17 protein-coding genes are annotated in these 16,384 nt (G+C 71.9%); 8 read left to right on the forward strand and 9 right to left on the reverse strand.

The window, feature by feature from the left end; translation table 11 throughout:
* Positions 1 to 48: 48 nt before the first annotated feature.
* On the forward strand, positions 49 to 672 hold the full coding sequence (locus AABA78_RS26175; RefSeq protein WP_338266851.1) for a hypothetical protein: 624 nt from the start codon (positions 49 to 51) through the stop codon (positions 670 to 672).
* A 10-nt stretch (positions 673 to 682) separates the two neighbouring features.
* Here AABA78_RS26175 and AABA78_RS26180 read toward each other — a convergent pair whose 3' ends face one another.
* The 7 genes from AABA78_RS26180 to AABA78_RS26210 form a co-directional block, all read right to left on the reverse strand.
* Positions 683 to 1,072 carry a VOC family protein gene (locus AABA78_RS26180; RefSeq protein WP_338266854.1) on the reverse strand — a complete coding sequence of 130 codons (390 nt, stop codon included), beginning with the start codon at positions 1,070 to 1,072 and terminating at the stop codon, positions 683 to 685.
* Positions 1,073 to 1,184: 112 nt separating this feature from the next.
* On the reverse strand, positions 1,185 to 2,897 hold the full coding sequence (locus AABA78_RS26185; protein ID WP_338266856.1) for a PA14 domain-containing protein: 1,713 nt from the start codon (positions 2,895 to 2,897) through the stop codon (positions 1,185 to 1,187).
* A gap of 99 nt (positions 2,898 to 2,996) precedes the next feature.
* Complete coding sequence (locus AABA78_RS26190) at positions 2,997 to 3,488, reverse strand: SRPBCC family protein (protein ID WP_171421409.1); 492 nt, start codon at positions 3,486 to 3,488, stop codon at positions 2,997 to 2,999.
* Positions 3,485 to 3,823: an ArsR/SmtB family transcription factor gene (locus tag AABA78_RS26195; RefSeq protein WP_171421410.1), complete on the reverse strand. Its 339-nt coding sequence runs from the start codon at positions 3,821 to 3,823 to the stop codon at positions 3,485 to 3,487. Before AABA78_RS26195 ends, AABA78_RS26190 begins: the two co-directional genes overlap by 4 nt.
* A 55-nt stretch (positions 3,824 to 3,878) precedes the next feature.
* Complete coding sequence (locus AABA78_RS26200; protein WP_338266861.1) at positions 3,879 to 4,754, reverse strand: 4-hydroxy-3-methylbut-2-enyl diphosphate reductase; 876 nt, start codon at positions 4,752 to 4,754, stop codon at positions 3,879 to 3,881.
* A gap of 88 nt (positions 4,755 to 4,842) precedes the next feature.
* Positions 4,843 to 6,663 (reverse strand): M56 family metallopeptidase, encoded by a 1,821-nt coding sequence (locus tag AABA78_RS26205; RefSeq protein ID WP_338266863.1) that lies wholly within the window; start codon positions 6,661 to 6,663, stop codon positions 4,843 to 4,845.
* Complete coding sequence (locus tag AABA78_RS26210) at positions 6,660 to 7,046, reverse strand: BlaI/MecI/CopY family transcriptional regulator (protein ID WP_171421412.1); 387 nt, start codon at positions 7,044 to 7,046, stop codon at positions 6,660 to 6,662. Before AABA78_RS26210 ends, AABA78_RS26205 begins: the two co-directional genes overlap by 4 nt.
* Before the next feature lie 227 nt (positions 7,047 to 7,273).
* Here AABA78_RS26210 and AABA78_RS26215 point away from each other — a divergent pair, with 227 nt between their 5' ends.
* From AABA78_RS26215 to AABA78_RS26240, 6 genes are all read left to right on the forward strand, one after another.
* Positions 7,274 to 8,359: an NAD-dependent epimerase/dehydratase family protein gene (locus AABA78_RS26215; RefSeq protein WP_338266865.1), complete on the forward strand. Its 1,086-nt coding sequence runs from the start codon at positions 7,274 to 7,276 to the stop codon at positions 8,357 to 8,359.
* 76 nt (positions 8,360 to 8,435) lie between these two features.
* Entirely contained in the window at positions 8,436 to 9,575 is a 1,140-nt protein-coding gene (locus tag AABA78_RS26220) for a CgeB family protein (protein ID WP_338266867.1), read from the forward strand.
* Positions 9,572 to 10,666, forward strand: a complete 1,095-nt coding sequence (locus tag AABA78_RS26225; RefSeq protein WP_338266869.1) for a CgeB family protein — start codon at positions 9,572 to 9,574, stop codon at positions 10,664 to 10,666. Before AABA78_RS26220 ends, AABA78_RS26225 begins: the two co-directional genes overlap by 4 nt.
* 35 nt (positions 10,667 to 10,701) lie before the next feature.
* On the forward strand, positions 10,702 to 11,076 hold the full coding sequence (locus tag AABA78_RS26230; protein WP_171413376.1) for a DUF2256 and DUF3253 domain-containing protein: 375 nt from the start codon (positions 10,702 to 10,704) through the stop codon (positions 11,074 to 11,076).
* A 119-nt stretch (positions 11,077 to 11,195) separates the two neighbouring features.
* Complete coding sequence (locus AABA78_RS26235; protein WP_338266872.1) at positions 11,196 to 11,798, forward strand: hypothetical protein; 603 nt, start codon at positions 11,196 to 11,198, stop codon at positions 11,796 to 11,798.
* Between the two features lie 9 nt (positions 11,799 to 11,807).
* Complete coding sequence (locus tag AABA78_RS26240) at positions 11,808 to 13,070, forward strand: saccharopine dehydrogenase family protein (RefSeq protein ID WP_338266876.1); 1,263 nt, start codon at positions 11,808 to 11,810, stop codon at positions 13,068 to 13,070.
* 19 nt (positions 13,071 to 13,089) lie between these two features.
* On the opposite strand, the gene AABA78_RS26245 is transcribed toward AABA78_RS26240, so the two are convergent.
* Entirely contained in the window at positions 13,090 to 14,271 is a 1,182-nt protein-coding gene (locus AABA78_RS26245) for a bifunctional methionine sulfoxide reductase B/A protein (RefSeq protein WP_338266878.1), read from the reverse strand.
* 192 nt (positions 14,272 to 14,463) lie between these two features.
* Between AABA78_RS26245 and AABA78_RS26250 the strand changes: the two genes are divergently transcribed.
* Positions 14,464 to 14,799: a hypothetical protein gene (locus AABA78_RS26250; protein WP_171413372.1), complete on the forward strand. Its 336-nt coding sequence runs from the start codon at positions 14,464 to 14,466 to the stop codon at positions 14,797 to 14,799.
* A gap of 19 nt (positions 14,800 to 14,818) precedes the next feature.
* Here the strand turns inward: AABA78_RS26250 and AABA78_RS26255 are convergent, their stop codons facing one another.
* Positions 14,819 to 16,324, reverse strand: coding sequence for an FG-GAP-like repeat-containing protein (locus tag AABA78_RS26255; RefSeq protein WP_338266880.1), 1,506 nt, complete (start codon positions 16,322 to 16,324; stop codon positions 14,819 to 14,821).
* Between the last annotated feature and the right edge of the window lie 60 nt (positions 16,325 to 16,384).

Below are 16,384 nucleotides of genomic sequence, written 5' to 3' on the forward strand. Positions count from 1 at the left end.
CGACGGGCGCCCTGTGAGGCGGGAGGGCCGCCCGAGGAGTGACGCGCGATGGCGGGGCAGTCGTTGATGGGAATGCTGGACGGGGCGCTCGCGTGGGCCATGGCCCTGCCGGAGGGCCTGTCCCAGGAGGTGGCGGTGGACGTCGCCGGCCGGCGGGTGCGCCTGTCGCACGCGCGGGTGGAGGCGCTGTCGCGGGGCGTGCTGGGCCGCGTGAAGGGGCTCGCGCTGCGCTCCTGGGACAGCACCCCCACGGTGTATGACCTGCGGCTCGACGTGCGGGGCTGGAAGCTGCGGGTGGAGACGACCCCCCAGCGCGTGGAGCTGGCCGGAGGGCGCTACACGCTGTGGCTGGCCACGCCGGGCCGGGTGGAGCTGGAGGAGTCCCCCGGCGCCTCGTCGCTGCTCATGGGCGCGCTGCGCACGGGGGCCGGGAAGGCCGCGCTCCAGGCCCTGGCGCGCAGGCTGCTGCCGCCGGAGCTGGCCTGGGACGGACAGGTGCTCCGGGTGGAGGGGAGGCTGCCGAAGGACGGCGCGCTGGCGGCCCGCCTCTTCGAGTCCTCCTCGCTCAAGATGACCACGGCGCACGCGCCGGAGGGGCTGTGGCTGTCCGCCGAGGCGTGGCCGGGGCTCCTGGACCTGCTCCAGGCCGCGCTGGGCCCGGCGCAGGGGTAGGGCGCCTTCTTCAGCGGCCCTCGCCGTCCCACACGTTGGCGCGGCCCTCCAGGGGCCCGCGCTGCGGACGGACGATGCAGAAGCGCTGCCCGGTGGGGGCCTCCATCACCCACCAGCGCTTCACGTAGGCGACGCGTTTGGCGCCCAGCGCCTCCAGCCGCTCCAGCTCCGCGTCCAGGTCGTCCGCCTCGATGTCCAGGTGGATGCGGCTCTCGTGCTCCACCTGCTGGATGAGGAGCATGGGCTCCTCGGGCTTCGCCTCCAGCTCGCGGTAGTTGGGCGAGGACGGATCCACCGGGGCCACCTTCCGTCCCAGCGCCGCGCTCCAGAACCGCGTGGCGGCTTCGATGTCCCCGACCTTGCAGTCGATGACGAACGTGCTGAGTCGGCTGTGGTGCATGGCTGTGCTCCTGCGGGGGCCGGGCAGGGGGATGCCCGTTGGGGGGGAGCCAGGGATACACCGAAAAGCGGGGGGACGGTACGACGGAGTTGAAGGGCCGGGCGGTGAAAGTCTACTGCCCGCTCATGCCCGGGCCCGGCTTCCAGACCTTCACGTAGTCGATGGACGCGGTCCACGCCGTGGAGCCGGTGGCGTTCGCGTCGCCGTACCAGAACGCGGACCCATTGCCGTTGATGGCCCAGGTGGAGGCGACGAAGTTCGCCATGCCCACCAGCATCCGCTTGTAGTCCGGGTTGTTGGAGAACGCGGCCGGCAGCGGAATCTCCCGGATGGCGTTGGTCGCCGGGTCGCCAATCCACATCCGGATGTCATTGCCCACGCGGCGCGCGGTGTAGACCCACTGCTTGCCATTGCGGCGGTCCACGGTGGGACGGATTTCGGACTGCTTGTTGTCCGGGTCCCAGTGCCAGGTCGTCATGACGTTCGTGCCGTCGTTGTTGGGCAGCTCCACGATGTCCAGCTCCGGCGGCCACGGCGTCCCGCCCCAGCTCTCCGCGATGGGCCACATGAGGAAGTACATGCCGGTGCCCACGCCCGGCGGCAGGTCCGCCTTGAACGACACCTGGTAGTCCGCGTAGCCGGGATGCGCCGGCCGGGAGTTCTGCGCGTCCCACCACGTGCCCTGGTCCAGGTAGCAGCCGTCCCAGATGCCCGAGCCGTCATTGCGCTTGCGGGCGCGCATCTCCAGGTGTCCATTGGCCGTCACGCACTGGCTCTGCGTGTTCATCACCATGACCGTGTGGATGAGCGGCACGTTCGTCTGCCACTGCTTCCACTTGTTCCAGTCCAGCGAGTCGAAGTCGTCCTGGAGGTCCAGCACCCAGCCGGTGGGCGGGTTGGGGACGCCGCCCACGCCGGACGTGCTCCCGGACTGCAAGGTCCAGCCCACTTGGGCGGACGCGTCGCCGCCGGCCTCGTAGTACTCCACCTTCACGCGGTGCGTGCCGGCGGTGAGCGTGACGTCGCCGGTCCGCGTCGTCGCGCCGTGGTCGCCCCAGTGGTCCACGACGAGCGCCCCGTCGACGTAGATGCGGCTGCCGTCGTCGGACGTGGTGGAGAAGCGGTACGTGCCCGCGCTGGCGAAGCTCCAGTCGCCCTCCCAGCGCACGCTGAAGTCGTCCACGCCCACGCCCGTGCCGGGGCTCCCCGTCCCCCAGGAGAACTGGATGGCGGCGTCCTGGCGCTGGAAGGCCCGGGTCGTCAGGTTCCGGTCGCTGAAGTAGGTGCCCCGGAACGCGCCCGTGGGAATGGGCAGCTCGCTGGGGCCCGCGACGTCTCCCATGAGGTTGACCTCCTGCACCCAGGAACCGCTCGTGTTCGTGCGGTAGCGCACGTAGACGAAGCGCGCGTTCGTGTCCGGGATGTCGCAGCGCTGCCACTGGACGGTGCTGCCGTCGACGTCGCAGTCGTACCAGCCCGTCTGGGCCCAGCTCGCGTCGAAGAGCTGGACGTGGAAGCGATACGCCTGGTCACCCAGGCTCCACACCTCCCGCACCTGCTTCAGCGTCCCCAGGTCGTAGCCGGCATAGGCGTTGTCGCCCGCGCCCCACGCCCCCGAGGTGTCGTCACCGTCGTTCACCTGCCAGGGGTAGTTGAAGCCGCTGTCGTCGATGAGCGTCGCGGCCAGCTCGCCGGTGACCGCGCCGCGTGAGACGGCGACGCGCGCGTCGGGCGTGGGCTCGCGGACGTCACAGGCCGCCAGCGAGTACAGGGGGAGCAGCAGGCACGCCCGGACGAGCGCGCGGGAACGGGGGGATGGGGTCAACTTCTGCCTCCAGCAGGAATGGGAGGCGACGAGACGTCCTGGCTGTATGGACTGTCAATCTCGTTTTCTTGGAAGTTGGCTTAATCTGTTTGTTCCCGTTCAGGCCAGGGGCTGCGCGAGGAGCTTGTCGAGCGCCGCGTAGCTCTGGTTGAGGCCCTGCTCCATGCCGGCGCCGACCATGCCCTGGAGGTCCTCCACGGTGTGGAAGAGGGACACGGTGACGAGCCTCGTGCGGCCGTCGCCCAGGTCCTCCAGCGTCATCGTCTCCACGACGACGTGGCCGGGCGTGCCGTCCCATTCGAAGGTCTGCTCGATGCGCTCCATGGGCTTCACCTCGCGGTAGCGGCCCTCGAAGCCGTGGCTGCCGTCGGGCGAGTGCTCGACGAAGCGCCAGTGGCCTCCGCGCTGGACGTCCATGCGTTCGACCACCACCTTGTTACCTCTCCCCCACCACTGCGCGACGAGCGCGGGGTCCGTCATCGCCTTCCACACCCGCTCGCGGGGCGCGTTGAAGATGCGCTCGATGCGGACCTCCCGCTCCGAGGGCTGGGTGACGAAGGCCTTGGGTGAACTCGCGACTTGGGTCGTCATGGCGTTCCTTTCGTACGCTCGAGGAAGTCCTCGAGGTGATCCATGCGCTGCTCCAGCATGGTTCTGTACGTGGCCATCCACTTCGCCACGTCCTCCAGCCGCCTGGGACCGAGCCTGCAGTGGCGCACCCGCCCGACCTTCTCCGTCGTGACGAGCCCCGCGTCCTCCAGGATGCGCACGTGCTTCTGGAACCCCGTGAGCGTCATCTCGAAGTGTTCGGACAGGCTGCCGATGGACGCGCCGGTCCCTCCTCCCAGCCGCAGGAGGATGGCCCGGCGCGTCGGGTCCGACAGCGCCGCGAAGGTACGGTCGAGGGCGGCTTGAGACTGAACCATTTGGTTCAGTGATAAGGCCTGGGGCCCGCGACGTCAAGTCCTCCCGGGCCGCCGGCTACTTGCGCTGCTTCGACATCGAGCGGACGAAGACGGAGTCGATGCCGTGGATGCGCATGGACACGAAGTCGTCCGCGGTGGCGTTCGTGTAGCCCGCTTCACGCATCTCCTTCACGAAGGCGGGCGTGACGCCGTGGATGCGCATGGCCACCAGGTCGTCCGCGCTCAGCTCCGGGAAGCCCAGGCCGCGCATCTCGCGGATGAAGTCCGGTGTGACGCCGTGGATGCTCATGGACAGGAGCGAGTCGAGGGGCAGGCCCTTGAACCCCAGCGCGGCCAGGCCCTGGATGCGCTCCGGCGTCACGCCGTGGATGCGGCAGTCCACCAGCTGCTGCAACGTCAGCTTCGCGTAGCCCTCGGCCGCCATCGCGCGGACGTAGTCCGGGGTGATGTTGAAGATGCCCACGTTGACCAGCTCCTCCACGGTGGTCACCTTCTGGCCCGTGGCCGCCAGCGCCTGGACGCGCTTCGGGCCCACGTTGATGCTGGCCAGGAGGAACTGCTCGTCCGCGTCCGGCTTGGGGATGCCCAGCTCCGCCAGCTTCTTCGCGTAGCCGGCGTCCGGGCTGAAGCGCCAGGTGCCCACGCCCTGGCCGTCGTTGAAGCGGCCCTCGAAGTCGAACGTGCCCGCCTCACGCACCAGCTTGAAGGGGGCGCTGCTTCCGTCCGCGGTGGACAGCCCCTGGAAGTCCGCGAGCGGCGCGGAGAAGCCGTGGTGCGAATCCGGACGGTCCTTGGGCTGCAACGACAGCTGCAACTGCTGCTCCTTCACGTACGCGCCCCACGTGCCGACGCGCTGCGCTTCGGCGGCGACGACGGGGAGGGCGAGGAACATCACGAACACGGTGAGCCAGGGAGACAGGCGAGACGTCATGACGGCGACTCCTTTTCGGGCAAGGCGCGGCCCACCCGCGCGCCCTGGTGGGAGCGCGCGGTGGACCGCATGAGAGACGAGAGGGGGATTACTTCCGGGGCTTCTGCATGCGGCGGATGAAGTCCGCGTCCACGCCGCCGGTGCGCAGGCGCACCAGCTCATCCACGGAGGCGGGCTTCACGCCCGCGGCTTCCAGCTCGCGCAGGTAGCTGGAGTCGACGCCCAGCGCGCGCAGCTGCACGGCTTCATCCAGCGTCAGGTTCCCGAAGCCCGCGGCCTTCAGGTCGTTGACCCACGCGGCGTCGATGCCCATCGCCTTCGCGCCCAGCAGGTCGTCGAGGTCCTCCTTCGCGAAGCCCAGGGCCGCCATCTGGCCCAGCCACTCCGGCGTGACGCCCAGGTGCTTCATGGACACCAGCTGCTCGGCGGGAATGGAGCGGCCGAAGCGATCCGCCATGGACTTCACGTAGTCCGGCGTGATGCCCGCGTGCTGGAAGCCCACCAGCGTCTCCACCGTCGGCGCGTAGCCCATGGCGGAGATGCGGTCGACGACCTCCGGGGTGACGCCGGCGATCTTCAGCTCGACCAGCTGATCCACGCTCAGCGGATCCACGCCCACGCGGGTGGTCTCGTCGGCGTCCTGGGCCGCCTTGCGCTCCGCGCGGGCCTTCGCCTTGTCCGCGGGAGCGGGCTTCGGAGCCGGCGCGACCACCGGCGCGGGCGCAGGGGCCGGCGCGGGCGCTGCGGCGACGGTCAGCGGACGGGGCGCGGCGATGGGCGTGGCGCTCACGGAGGGGACCACCGAGGCCTTCGCCTCCGAGGCCTTCGCCTCCTGCTCCTTCACGGGCTGCACGGCGAGCGCCGTCAGCGGCACCGCCAGCGCCAGGCTGCTGGCCAGCGTGACGATGGACACCCCCGCCGCCCAGCGCGACGAGCACCGCGACGCGGGCGCCACCACCAGCCGCCGCACGCGGTCCTTCAGCGAACCGCCCAGCGCGGACAGCGCGGGACCGCTGGCGTCCATTCCCTGCGACCGCAGCGCCTCCAGGGCGGTGAGCGCGCGGGCGTAGGGGAGGGCGCCGGGGCCCTGGCGCACGGCGAGGTCGTCACAGCAGTTCTCGCGCTCCACGCGGATGACCTGGGACATCCACCACACGGCCGGGTGGTAGAAGAGGAGCGTCTCCACCAGCGTCTGCACCACGTTCACCGCGAAGTCGTGACGGCGGATGTGGGCCAGCTCGTGGGCCAGCACCAGCTCCAGCTCGCGCACGGCCAGCCCGGTGAGCGTGGCGGTGGGGACCAGCACCACGGGCTTCAGCCAGCCCAGCGTGGACGGCACGTCCAGCTTCGACGACACCAGCAGGCGCACCGGGCGCGTGAGGTTCAGCCGCCGCGCCAGCACCTCCAGCCGCTGCTGCCATTCCCACGACGCGTGCACCGCCTCGTCCACCTGGCGCCGCAGCCCCAGCCAGCCCTTGAGCAGGCGCAGCGAGGACGCCGCCACGCCCATGCCCCAGGCGAGCACCAGCCAGGGCAGGTGTTCGCCCACCTGCTGGAACATTCCCTCCAGCAGGGGCAGCGACGGGGTCTCCTTCATCGGCATGGGCCGCCCAGAGGGCAGCTCCACGCGCGCGTGGAACGCCGGGTCCGGGAGGGGCGCCGGGGTCCGCTGGACGGACGCCGTGCGCACCGGGCGGGAGTCCCCCGCGCGCGAGGCATGCCGCCACGCGGTGGCCACCGGCAGCACCAGCATGATGCCCAGCGCGCCGCACGCCAGCGCGTAACGCAGGTTCGCCGAGCGCCGGCCCACCCACCGGAGCGCCAGCGCCAGGGCCACCGCCACGAGCGCGCCCTGCCACAGCAGGTGCACGAGCGCCCAACCCACCGCTTCCAGGATGAGACCGTTCATGACTCCGACTCCTTCTCGAGCGAATCCAGCAACTGGCGCAGCTCCGCCAACTCCTCGGGGGACGTCTTCTTCGTGGACAGGGCCTGCAGGGCGAGCCGCGCCGGGGAGCCGCCGAACACGCGGTCCACCAGGTCGGTGACCAGCTGCCGCTGGGTGCTCTCCCGGGGGAGCCGGGCGCTGTAGACGTGCGCGCGCTGGGACTCGTCGCGCGTCACCAGCCCCTTCTCCGTCATGATCTGCATCGTCTTCAGCACGGTGGTGTAGCCGCTCCCGTCCTGGAGCGTCTCGTGGACCTCGCGCACGGTGCGCGCGCCCTGGTCCCACAGCACCCGCAGGATGGCCAGCTCGGCATCCGTGGGGCGCGGCAGCTTTCCTCGGCTCATGGCTTCCTCTCTCCTCACCGCTTCCTACGCCTAGTTATACGAACGATTTCGTAGGTGTCAACGAAGCCTTTCGTAGTTCCCGGGCAAGGAGCCCCGTGGGGAGGGATGGCCGTCGGGGCGGGCGCGCATCCAGGCAAGCCCTCCGGGAGGGATGACCCGGACGGTGGGGTGTTTACCGTTCCACCGGGCAGGCCGGTGGCCGCGCTTGGACGGGGCCAGGGGGACGCATGGACCGCAAACACATCCTCATCCTCGGGGGCGCGGGCTTCATCGGCTCCAACCTGGCGGACCACTGCCTGCAAGACGGGCGGGCGGTGTGGGTGCTGGACAACATGTCGCGCCCCGGCGTGGAGCGGAACCTGCGCTGGCTTCGCGAGCGGCACGGAGAGCGCCTGCGCATCGACGTGGCGGACACGCGTGACCTGTTCGCGGTGCGCCGGGCCGTGCGCGACGCGAGCGAGGTGTTCCACTTCGCCGCGCAGGTGGCGGTGACGCACAGCCTCCATTCCCCGTTCCACGACTTCGACGTCAACGCGCGCGGCACGCTCCACGTCCTGGAGGCGCTGCGGGAGCTGGAGACGCCCCCGCCGCTCGTCTTCACCTCCACCCGTGAGGTGTATGGCGGGCTGAAGGGGCTGGAGCTCGCGGTCCGAGGCCGGCGCTACACGCCGATGGACGACCACACGCTCGCGCACGGCATCAGCGAGGCGTGTCCGCTCGACTTCGAGAGCCCCTACGGGTGCTCCAAGGGGGCGGCGGACCAGTACGTGCTGGACTACGCGCGGACCTTCGGCCTGCCCACGGTGGTCTTCCGGATGAGCTGCATCTACGGGCCCCGGCAGTCCGGCACGGAGGACCAGGCCTGGGTGGCGCACCTGCTCCAGCGGGCGCTGGACGACGAGCCGCTCACCTTCTACGGCGACGGCATGCAGGTGCGCGACCTGCTCTACGTGGAGGACCTGGTGCGCGCCTTCCGGTCGGCGCAGCAGGCCATGCCGCGCATCCAGGGCCGGGCCTTCAACATCGGCGGAGGGCCGGGCCAGACCGTGAGCCTGCTGGAGCTGCTGGCGCTCATCCAACGCCGCATTGGCCGCGAGCCGCGCGTCGCCTTCGAGGACTGGCGCGCGGGCGACCCGCGCTACTACGTCTCCGACACGCGCGCCTTCACGCGAGCCACCGGGTGGATGCCCCGGGTGGGGGTGGTGGAGGGTGTGGCGCGTTTGGGACACTGGCTGGAGGCGCAGCGGGCAGGGCGGACACGGCAGGCCGTGGGGCGGGAGGAGACGCTGGATGCCGCCGACAGCCCGCCCTGACGTCCCGCGGCCTTTCCCCACGCCCGTGTCCGAACGTCACCTGTGCTGACCCACCCACCCAGGAGCCTGCCCACCCATGCGTGTCATCCTCTTCTGCCACTCCCTGCTGTCGGACTGGAACCACGGCAACGCCCACTTCCTGCGCGGCGTGGTGACGGAGCTGTCGGCGCGCGGCCACTCCGTGCGCGTGCTCGAACCCGCGGACGCCGGGAGCTTCCAGCACCTCCTGCAGGAACCCCATGGCCTGGCCGTGCTCGACGAGCTTCGCGCGTACTACCCGCGCTTGCGCCCGGAGCGTTACGCGCCCGACGCGCTGGACCTGGAGGCCGTGCTGGACGGCGCGGACCTGGTGCTGGTGCACGACTGGACCTCGCCGGCGCTGGTGCGCCGCCTGGGCGAGCACCGCCGCGACGGTGGCCGCTTCCGCCTCCTCTTCCACGACACCCACCACCGGGCCGTGAGCGCTCCCGACGAGCAGGCCCGCTACGACCTGTCCCAGTACGACGGGGTGCTCGCCTTCGGCACCGTGCTGAGGGACCTCTACCGGAAGCGGGGCTGGGCGACGCGCGCCTGGACCTGGCATGAAGCCGCCGACGTGCGAGTGTTCCACCCGCACCCGCGCAACCGCGAGGTGCGGGACCTGGTGTGGATTGGCAATGGCGGCGACGACGAGCGCACGAAGGCGCTGCACGAATTCCTGCTGGAGCCCGTGCACATGCTGGGGCTGACGGCGCGGGTGCACGGCGTGCGCTACCCGGCCCCCGCCCTGCGGGCCTTCCTCGACGCCGGCATCGAGTACGCCGGCTGGCTGCCCAGCCACCGCGCGCCGCTGGCCTACTCCCAGGCCCGCGTCACGGTGCACATCCCCCGGCGGCCCTACGCCACCCTGCTGCCCGGCATCCCCACCCACCGCCCCTTCGAGGCGCTGGCGTGCGGCATCCCGCTGGTGTCCGCCCCCTGGGAGGACGTGGAGGGACTCTTCACCCCGGGCCGGGACTTCCTCGTCGCCCGCGACGGGGCCCAGATGCGGCGCCACCTGTCCGCGCTCGTCGCGGACGCGGACATGCGGCATGCCTTCGCGGAGGCGGGCCTGCGCACGGTCCTGTCCCGGCACACCTGCGCGCACCGCGTGGAGGAGCTGCTGGGCATCTGCCAGTCGCTGGGGATGTCCGGCGACGTCCTCCATCCGTCGTCCCCCGAAAGAGTCCACGCATGAGCCACGGCCTGCGCATCGCCTTCTTTGGTTCGAGTCTGGTGTCCTCCTGGTGGAACGGCGCGGCCACGTACTACCGCGGCCTCGTCCGCGCCCTGCATGCGCGCGGACACCACGTCACCTTCTATGAACCGGATGCCCACGGCCGGCAGGAGCACCGCGACCTCCAGGACCCGGACTGGGTCCGCGTCGTCGTCTTCGCGAACGACCGGGGTTCGCTGGACGCGTGCCTGGACGACGCCTTCGGCGTGGACGTGGTGGTGAAGGCCAGCGGCGTGGGCGCCTTCGACGCGTACCTGGAGGCGCGCGTGCTGGAGCTGCGCCGCTCCGGCACCCAGGTGGTCTTCTGGGACGTGGACGCGCCCGCCACGCTGGAGCGCGTGGCGAAGGACGCGAACGACCTCCTCCGCCCGCTCATCCCGCGCTTCGACCACATCCTCACGAGCGGCGGCGGCGCGCCGGTGGTGAACGCGTACCGCGAGCTGGGCGCGAAGCGGTGCGTGCCCATCCCCAACGCGGTGGATCCGGACACGCACCACCCGGTGGCGCCGGAGCCACGCTTCGCCGGCGACCTGTCGTTCCTGGGCCACCGGCTGCTGGACCGCGAGGCGCGCGTGGAGGCCTTCTTCTTCAAGGCCGCGGAGGCGCTGCCCCGCTCGCGCATGCTCCTGGGCGGCAGCGGCTGGGAGGACCGCGTCGTGCCGGCCAACGTCGCGCGTCTGGGGCACGTCTACACGCCGGACCACAACGCGGTGAACTGCTCGGCGCGCGCGGTGCTCAACCTCCACCGCGACAGCATGGCGCGCTTCGGCTTCTCGCCCGGCCCGCGCGTGTTCGAGGCCGCGGGCGCGGGCGCCTGCCTCATCACCGACGCCTTCGAGGGCGTGGAGCAGTTCCTGGAGCCCGGCCGCGAGGTGCTGGTGGCCCACTCCGGAGAAGAGGTCGTCGAGCACCTGCGGCGCCTCACCCCGGAGGACGCCCGGCGCATGGGGCAGGCCGCGCTCCGGCGCGTGCTGGCCGAACACACGTACGCGCACCGGGCGGCGCGGGTGGAGGCGGAGCTGGGCTACCGCGCTGGCGCTGGCCGGGGTTGAAACCCGGCGCGGCGGGGCGCATCGATGGGAGGCACATGGCCTCCCCACCGCCTCCCAAACCCTGCGCCGTCTGCGGCCGCGCCATCACCTGGCGCCGGAAGTGGGCGCGCGACTGGGAGCAGGTGCGCTACTGCTCGGACGCGTGCCGGGGGAAGCGGGCCGGCGCGCGGGATTCCCCGTGGGAGGCGCGCATCCTGGAGCTGCTCTCCCAGCGGGCGGGCGGCGCCACCGTGTGCCCCTCGGAGGTCGCCCGGGCCTCCGGCGGGGAGGACTGGCGCGCGTGCATGGAGCCCGTGCGCGAGGCGGCGCGCAGGCTGGTCGCGCGCGGCGCGCTGGACATCGTCCAGGGCGGCAGGGTGGTGGACCCGTCCACCGCGCGCGGGCCCATCCGGCTGCGCCTGCGCACTTGACGCCCCGGGGTGTGGCGCCCTGCACAGCGCGTTCACGGGCGGTGGAATCGCGCTTGCGCGCACATGGAGGGTCCAGCTACGCGCTCGCCTCCTGATTCCGGACTGACTCCGAGGTCGCCATGAACTGGAAGCGTTCGCGGTATCCCGCCTGTGCCCTTGCCGGCGTGCTGATGGTGGGTTGTGGCGGGCTCCCGCCCGAGGAAGCGGAGCCCTTCGCGACGTCGAGCGCGGGCCTCACGGACGTGAACGCGGTGCGCCCGGACGCGGCGGTGGCGCGCTCCGGCGTGCGCGGCGTTCCCGACGACGTGAACCTGGTCAACGACGTGAAGGACACCGCGCAGCCGGACTTCGACGCGACGTACATCGAGGGCAACGGCTTCAGCAGCTCCGTGGACTTCAGCTATCCGGCCATCGCCGCGGGCGACGTGCTGGTGACGAGCGTCAACGTGAAGTACTTCATGCGCAACGCCAGCTGCACCGCGCCGCTCATCTGCGGCCAGGGCGGCAGCATGCTCCTGCGCGGCAGCACCGTCATCGCGCAGTCCACGGTGACGCACAACCTGCCGGACATGACGCAGGGCTGGTACCTCTTCAACGACACGTACACCCTGTCCCCGCCCGTCCCGCTGTCGCAGCTGCGCACCCGCGTCACGATGACGTGGCCCGGGCGCTCCACCTCCGGCATGCGGCTGTCCACGGTGGCGGCGGACTTCCGCTACTAGGAGACCCTCATGGCCCACGACAAGAAGTCCGAATTCGACGTCATCCTGTGGGGCGCCACGGGATTCACCGGCCGCCTGGTGGCGGAGTACCTGGCGCGCACGCAGGACACCCACCGCGCGAAGTGGGCCATCGCCGGGCGCGACGAGGCGAAACTGGACCAGGTCCGCTCGGAGCTGGCGAAGGTGCGGCCGGAGCTCGCGGACCTGCCGGTGGTGCTCGCGGACGCGAAGGACGTGGCCTCGCTGGACGCGCTGGTGGCGCGCACGCGCGTCATCATCTCCACCGTGGGCCCCTACGCCCGCTACGGCAACGAGCTGGTCGCCGCGTGCGTCCGCTCCGGCACCGACTACTGCGACCTGACGGGCGAAGTGCAGTTCATGCGCAAGACCATCGACGCCCACGACGCGCGGGCGCGCGAGACGGGCGCCCGCATCGTGCACACCTGCGGCTTCGACTCCATCCCCTCCGACCTGGGCACGCTGATGCTCCAGGACTACATGCGGGAGAAGCACGGCGGCCACTGCGACCAGGTGCGCTTCCACCTGACGCGCATGCGCGGCGGCTTCAGCGGCGGCACCATCGCGAGCATGATGGACACGCTGGCGGCGGTGAAGGCGGACCCGTCCCTCAAGAAGGTGCTGACCAGCGCCCACGCGCTGGACCCGGAGCCCTCCCGAGGCACCCAGGAGGAGCGCGACCTGGCCACGGTGAAGAAGAGCCCGGACACGGGCACGTGGACCGCGCCCTTCGTGATGGCGTCCGTCAACACGCGCGTCGTGCGGCGCTCCAACGCGCTCTTGGGCTACCCGTGGGGCCGCGACTTCTTCTACTCGGAGGTCTCCGACTTCGGCCCCGGGCCCAAGGGGTTCGCGCTGGCCGCGGCGACCACCGCGGGGCTGGGCGGCTTCATGGCCGTGTCGAACGTGGACGCGCTGCGGGAGCTCCTGGAGAAGCACGTGCTGCCCGCGCCGGGGCAGGGCCCGTCCGCCACCGTGCGCGAGCGCGGCCTCTTCGAAATAAAGCTCCTGGGCGAGGGACAGTCGCCCAAGAGCGGCCAGCGCGTGAAGGTGGAGGGCAAGGTCGCGTCGCAGGGCGACCCGGGCTACGCGGCGACGGCGCGCATGCTCGCGGAGTCCGCGCTGTGCCTCGCCTTCGACACCATCCCCAAGCGGGGCGGCGTCCTCACCCCCGCGTCCGCCATGGGCATGGTGCTGGTGGAGCGCCTGCGCAAGGCGGGCATGACCTTCGAGGCCCACGACCGCGCCGCCTGAGGGCGTCCGCCGTGCTGCTTCAGTCGCGCAGGTAGTGGCAGGTGTAGCCGCCGGGGTTCTTCACCAGGTAGTCCTGGTGGTAGCCCTCGGCGGGCACCCACTCCCCGGCGGCGACAATCTGCGTGACGACGGGCCGGGACCACTTGCCGGACTTGTCCACGCGGGCCTTCACCGCCTCCGCCGTCCGCTTCTGCGCGTCCGACAGGTAGAAGATGGCGGAGCGGTACTGCGTGCCCACGTCGTTGCCCTGGCGGTTGAGCGTCGTCGGGTCGTGCATGCGGAAGAACCACTGCTCCAGCAGCGCCTCGTACGTCAGCAGCTTCGGGTTGAAGACGACGCGCACCGCCTCCGCGTGCCCCGTCTCCCCGGTGTGCACGTCCTCGTAGGTGGCGCCCTTCTTCGCGCCGCCCGTGTAGCCAACCTCCGTGTCGATGACGCCCGGAATCTTGCGGAGGATGTCCTCCATGCCCCAGAAGCACCCACCGGCCAGGTACGCCGTCTCGCGCGCGGCCTCCGTGGGGGCCGCCGCCTTCGCCAGCACGACGGCGCCCGCGGCGGGGGCCATCGCGCCCTGGGGCTCGCTGGGGGCCGCACGGCCGAAGGACGGCAGCCACGCGCCATAGCCCTTCGCGGCCAGCTCGTTCACGGGGATGAAGCGCAGCGACGCGGAGTTGATGCAGTAGCGCAGGCCCGTGGGCTCCGGCCCGTCCTCGAAGACGTGGCCCAGGTGCGAGTCGCCGTCCTTCGAGCGCACCTCCACGCGCTCCATGCCCAGGGTGCTGTCGCGCTTCTCCACCACGTGGGCCTTGTCCAGGGGGCGGGTGAAGCTGGGCCAGCCGGTGCCGGACTCGAACTTGTCGCGCGAGGAGAACAGGGGCTCGCCGCTGACCACGTCGACGTAGAGCCCCTCCTCGTGGTTGTTCCAGTACGCGTTGCGGAAGGGCGGCTCGGTGCCCTCGTGCTGCGTCACCTGGTAGGCCAGGGGGGACAGGGTGCGCTTGAGCTCCGCGTCGGACGGCTTCGCGTACTTGCGGCCGTCCTGCGCCGGGGCGGACGCGGTGACCGCGGCCTGGGTGCCGGGCGGAGCGCCGCGCGCCTCGGTGCACGCGCTCAGCACGGCGGCCAGCACCAGCGCGGCGGGCCACAGCCGGCGTGCCACCGACAGCAGGGTGGGGGACGACACTGCACGGGCGGACGACATGGGACGCGAAGCCTCCGGGCGCCTTCGCAAAAAAGGGCGCACTCCCCTGGTACGCGGGACCCCTGGCGACGGTTTCAGCGGACAGTGAACACCGGCCGGCCGGGCAGGCCATCCCGCGGCCCTCCGGGGGGCCGGGCAGTGGCCGGCGGGGGCCCGGAGGCGTTACGTTCCCCGGGGACCGGGAGGGTGCACATGAGCCGGGGACGCGGGCCGAAAGGGCCCATCGGACGGGTGACGGGCATCTCGCGCGCCGAGGGCGCCAGCGTCATCCTGCGCATCCGGGCCCTCCAGAGCGTGGAGGGCGCCGCGCCGGTGACGGACCGGAACACGCCCCGGCGCTCCTTCTCGGAGGTGATGGAGCGCCACGCGCAGGGGCTGAACAGCAGCGAGCCCCTGCCGTTTCCCGTGGCCCCCAAGCCCCTGCCGCCCCCCGTGCGCGGCCACGAGGACCAGGAGCTGATGACCGCGGAGCCCGCCCCCGACACCTTCGTCGGGCTCATGTGGTCCAAGCTGAAGCGCTCACGCTGAGGCGTCGCGTTTCAGGGGCTCACCACCACGTCGCCGCGAGTCCGCCCAGGGACACGTAGTCCTGGCTCGCGACGTCGTTGGCGGACTGGAGGTCCGCGGGCACGCTGAGCGTCCGCGTGGCGGTGATGCGGTAGGACAGGCCCAGGCTGGAGCGCGGCAGGGGAGCGCTGAAGCGCAGGCGGGCGGTGTCCCCCACGGCCAGCGGTCCCACCTCGCACTGGAGCGCGCCGGCGGCCACGTGGCAGTCCTGGGTGGTGGCCCGCAGGCCCGGGGGCAGGGCCACGGTGATGACGGCCCGGGCCAGCGGATCCGGCCCGTGCTGGGTGACGGTGAGCGTGTAGTCGATGCGCGGCGCGGACACGCCCCGCCTCGGGACGGCGGTGAGTGTTACCCCCACGTCCGCGGAGGCCGCGGCCCGCAGCACGGACACGTCATTGCCGCGGGCGTTGGCCGTGACGACGTCCGGCTTGAGGTCGCCGTCAATCCGCCCCACCGCGACCGCCGCGGGCCCTGAGCCGGTGGGCAGCAGCGTGTCCCTGCCGAAGGCGCCGTGGCCCTGGCCGGGCAGGAGGGACACGGTGTCCTCCGCGTAGTTCGCGGTGACCAGGTCCAGCGTCCCGTCGCCGTTGAAGTCGCCGGGCGCGACGAGGTACGGCCCGCCCCGCACGGGGAAGTCCGCGCGCGAAGGGAACGCGCCGGTGCCATCTCCGTGCAGCACGGACACGCTCCGGCCCCGGAAGTTCGCGGTGACCAGGTCCTGCTTCCCGTCGCCGTCCACGTCCACCACCACGACCGAGTAGGGCGCGTTGCCCGTCGCGAAGTCCGCGCGAGGCCGGAACGTCCCGTCGCCGTTGCCCAGCAGCACCGACACCGTGTCCACGAAGTTCGCGGTGATGAGGTCCGCCTTGCCGTCGTGGTTGACGTCGCCCACCGTCACCGCGAACGGGTTGGTGCCGGTGGGCACGGCCTGGCGGGGCGCGAACTTCCCGGAGCCCCGGTTCAGCAGCACGGACACGGAGTCGTCCCGCTCGTTCGACGTCACGATGTCCAGGCGCCCGTCGCCGTCGAAGTCCCCCACGTCCACGGACGTGGGCTCCGCGCCCACCGGATGCTCGGTGCGCGAGCCGAACGTCCCATCGCCGCGCCCCCGCAGCACGGACACCGTGCCCGCGAAGTGGCTGGTGACAACGTCCAGGTGGCCATCCCCGTCCAGGTCCGCCACCGCGACGGCGGTGGGCCGCGCGCCGGTGGGCTGCTCCACGCTGGACGCGAACGTCCCGTCCCCCCGGCTCCGCAGCACGGACACCGTGCCCGCGGCGTGGTTGGCGGTGACGACGTCCAGGTGCCCGTCCGCGTCGACGTCTCCCAACGCCACGGCGCGAGGCTCCATCCCCGTGGGTGATGCGCGGGGCGCGTCCAGCAGCGGCCGGGACTCGGTGCCCACCATGCGCGGCAGGGCCATGGCCATCAGCCCCGCGACGCTGAACACCAGCACGCCCGCATGGGCCATTCGTGGGTGTCGCATGTCCTTCCCCCTCTTCCAGGCCCTGAACCGGCAAGGCCGTGGTAACGCGGTTTCCATGAC

The organism is Corallococcus caeni (assembly GCF_036245865.1).
Classification (GTDB): domain Bacteria; phylum Myxococcota; class Myxococcia; order Myxococcales; family Myxococcaceae; genus Corallococcus; species Corallococcus caeni.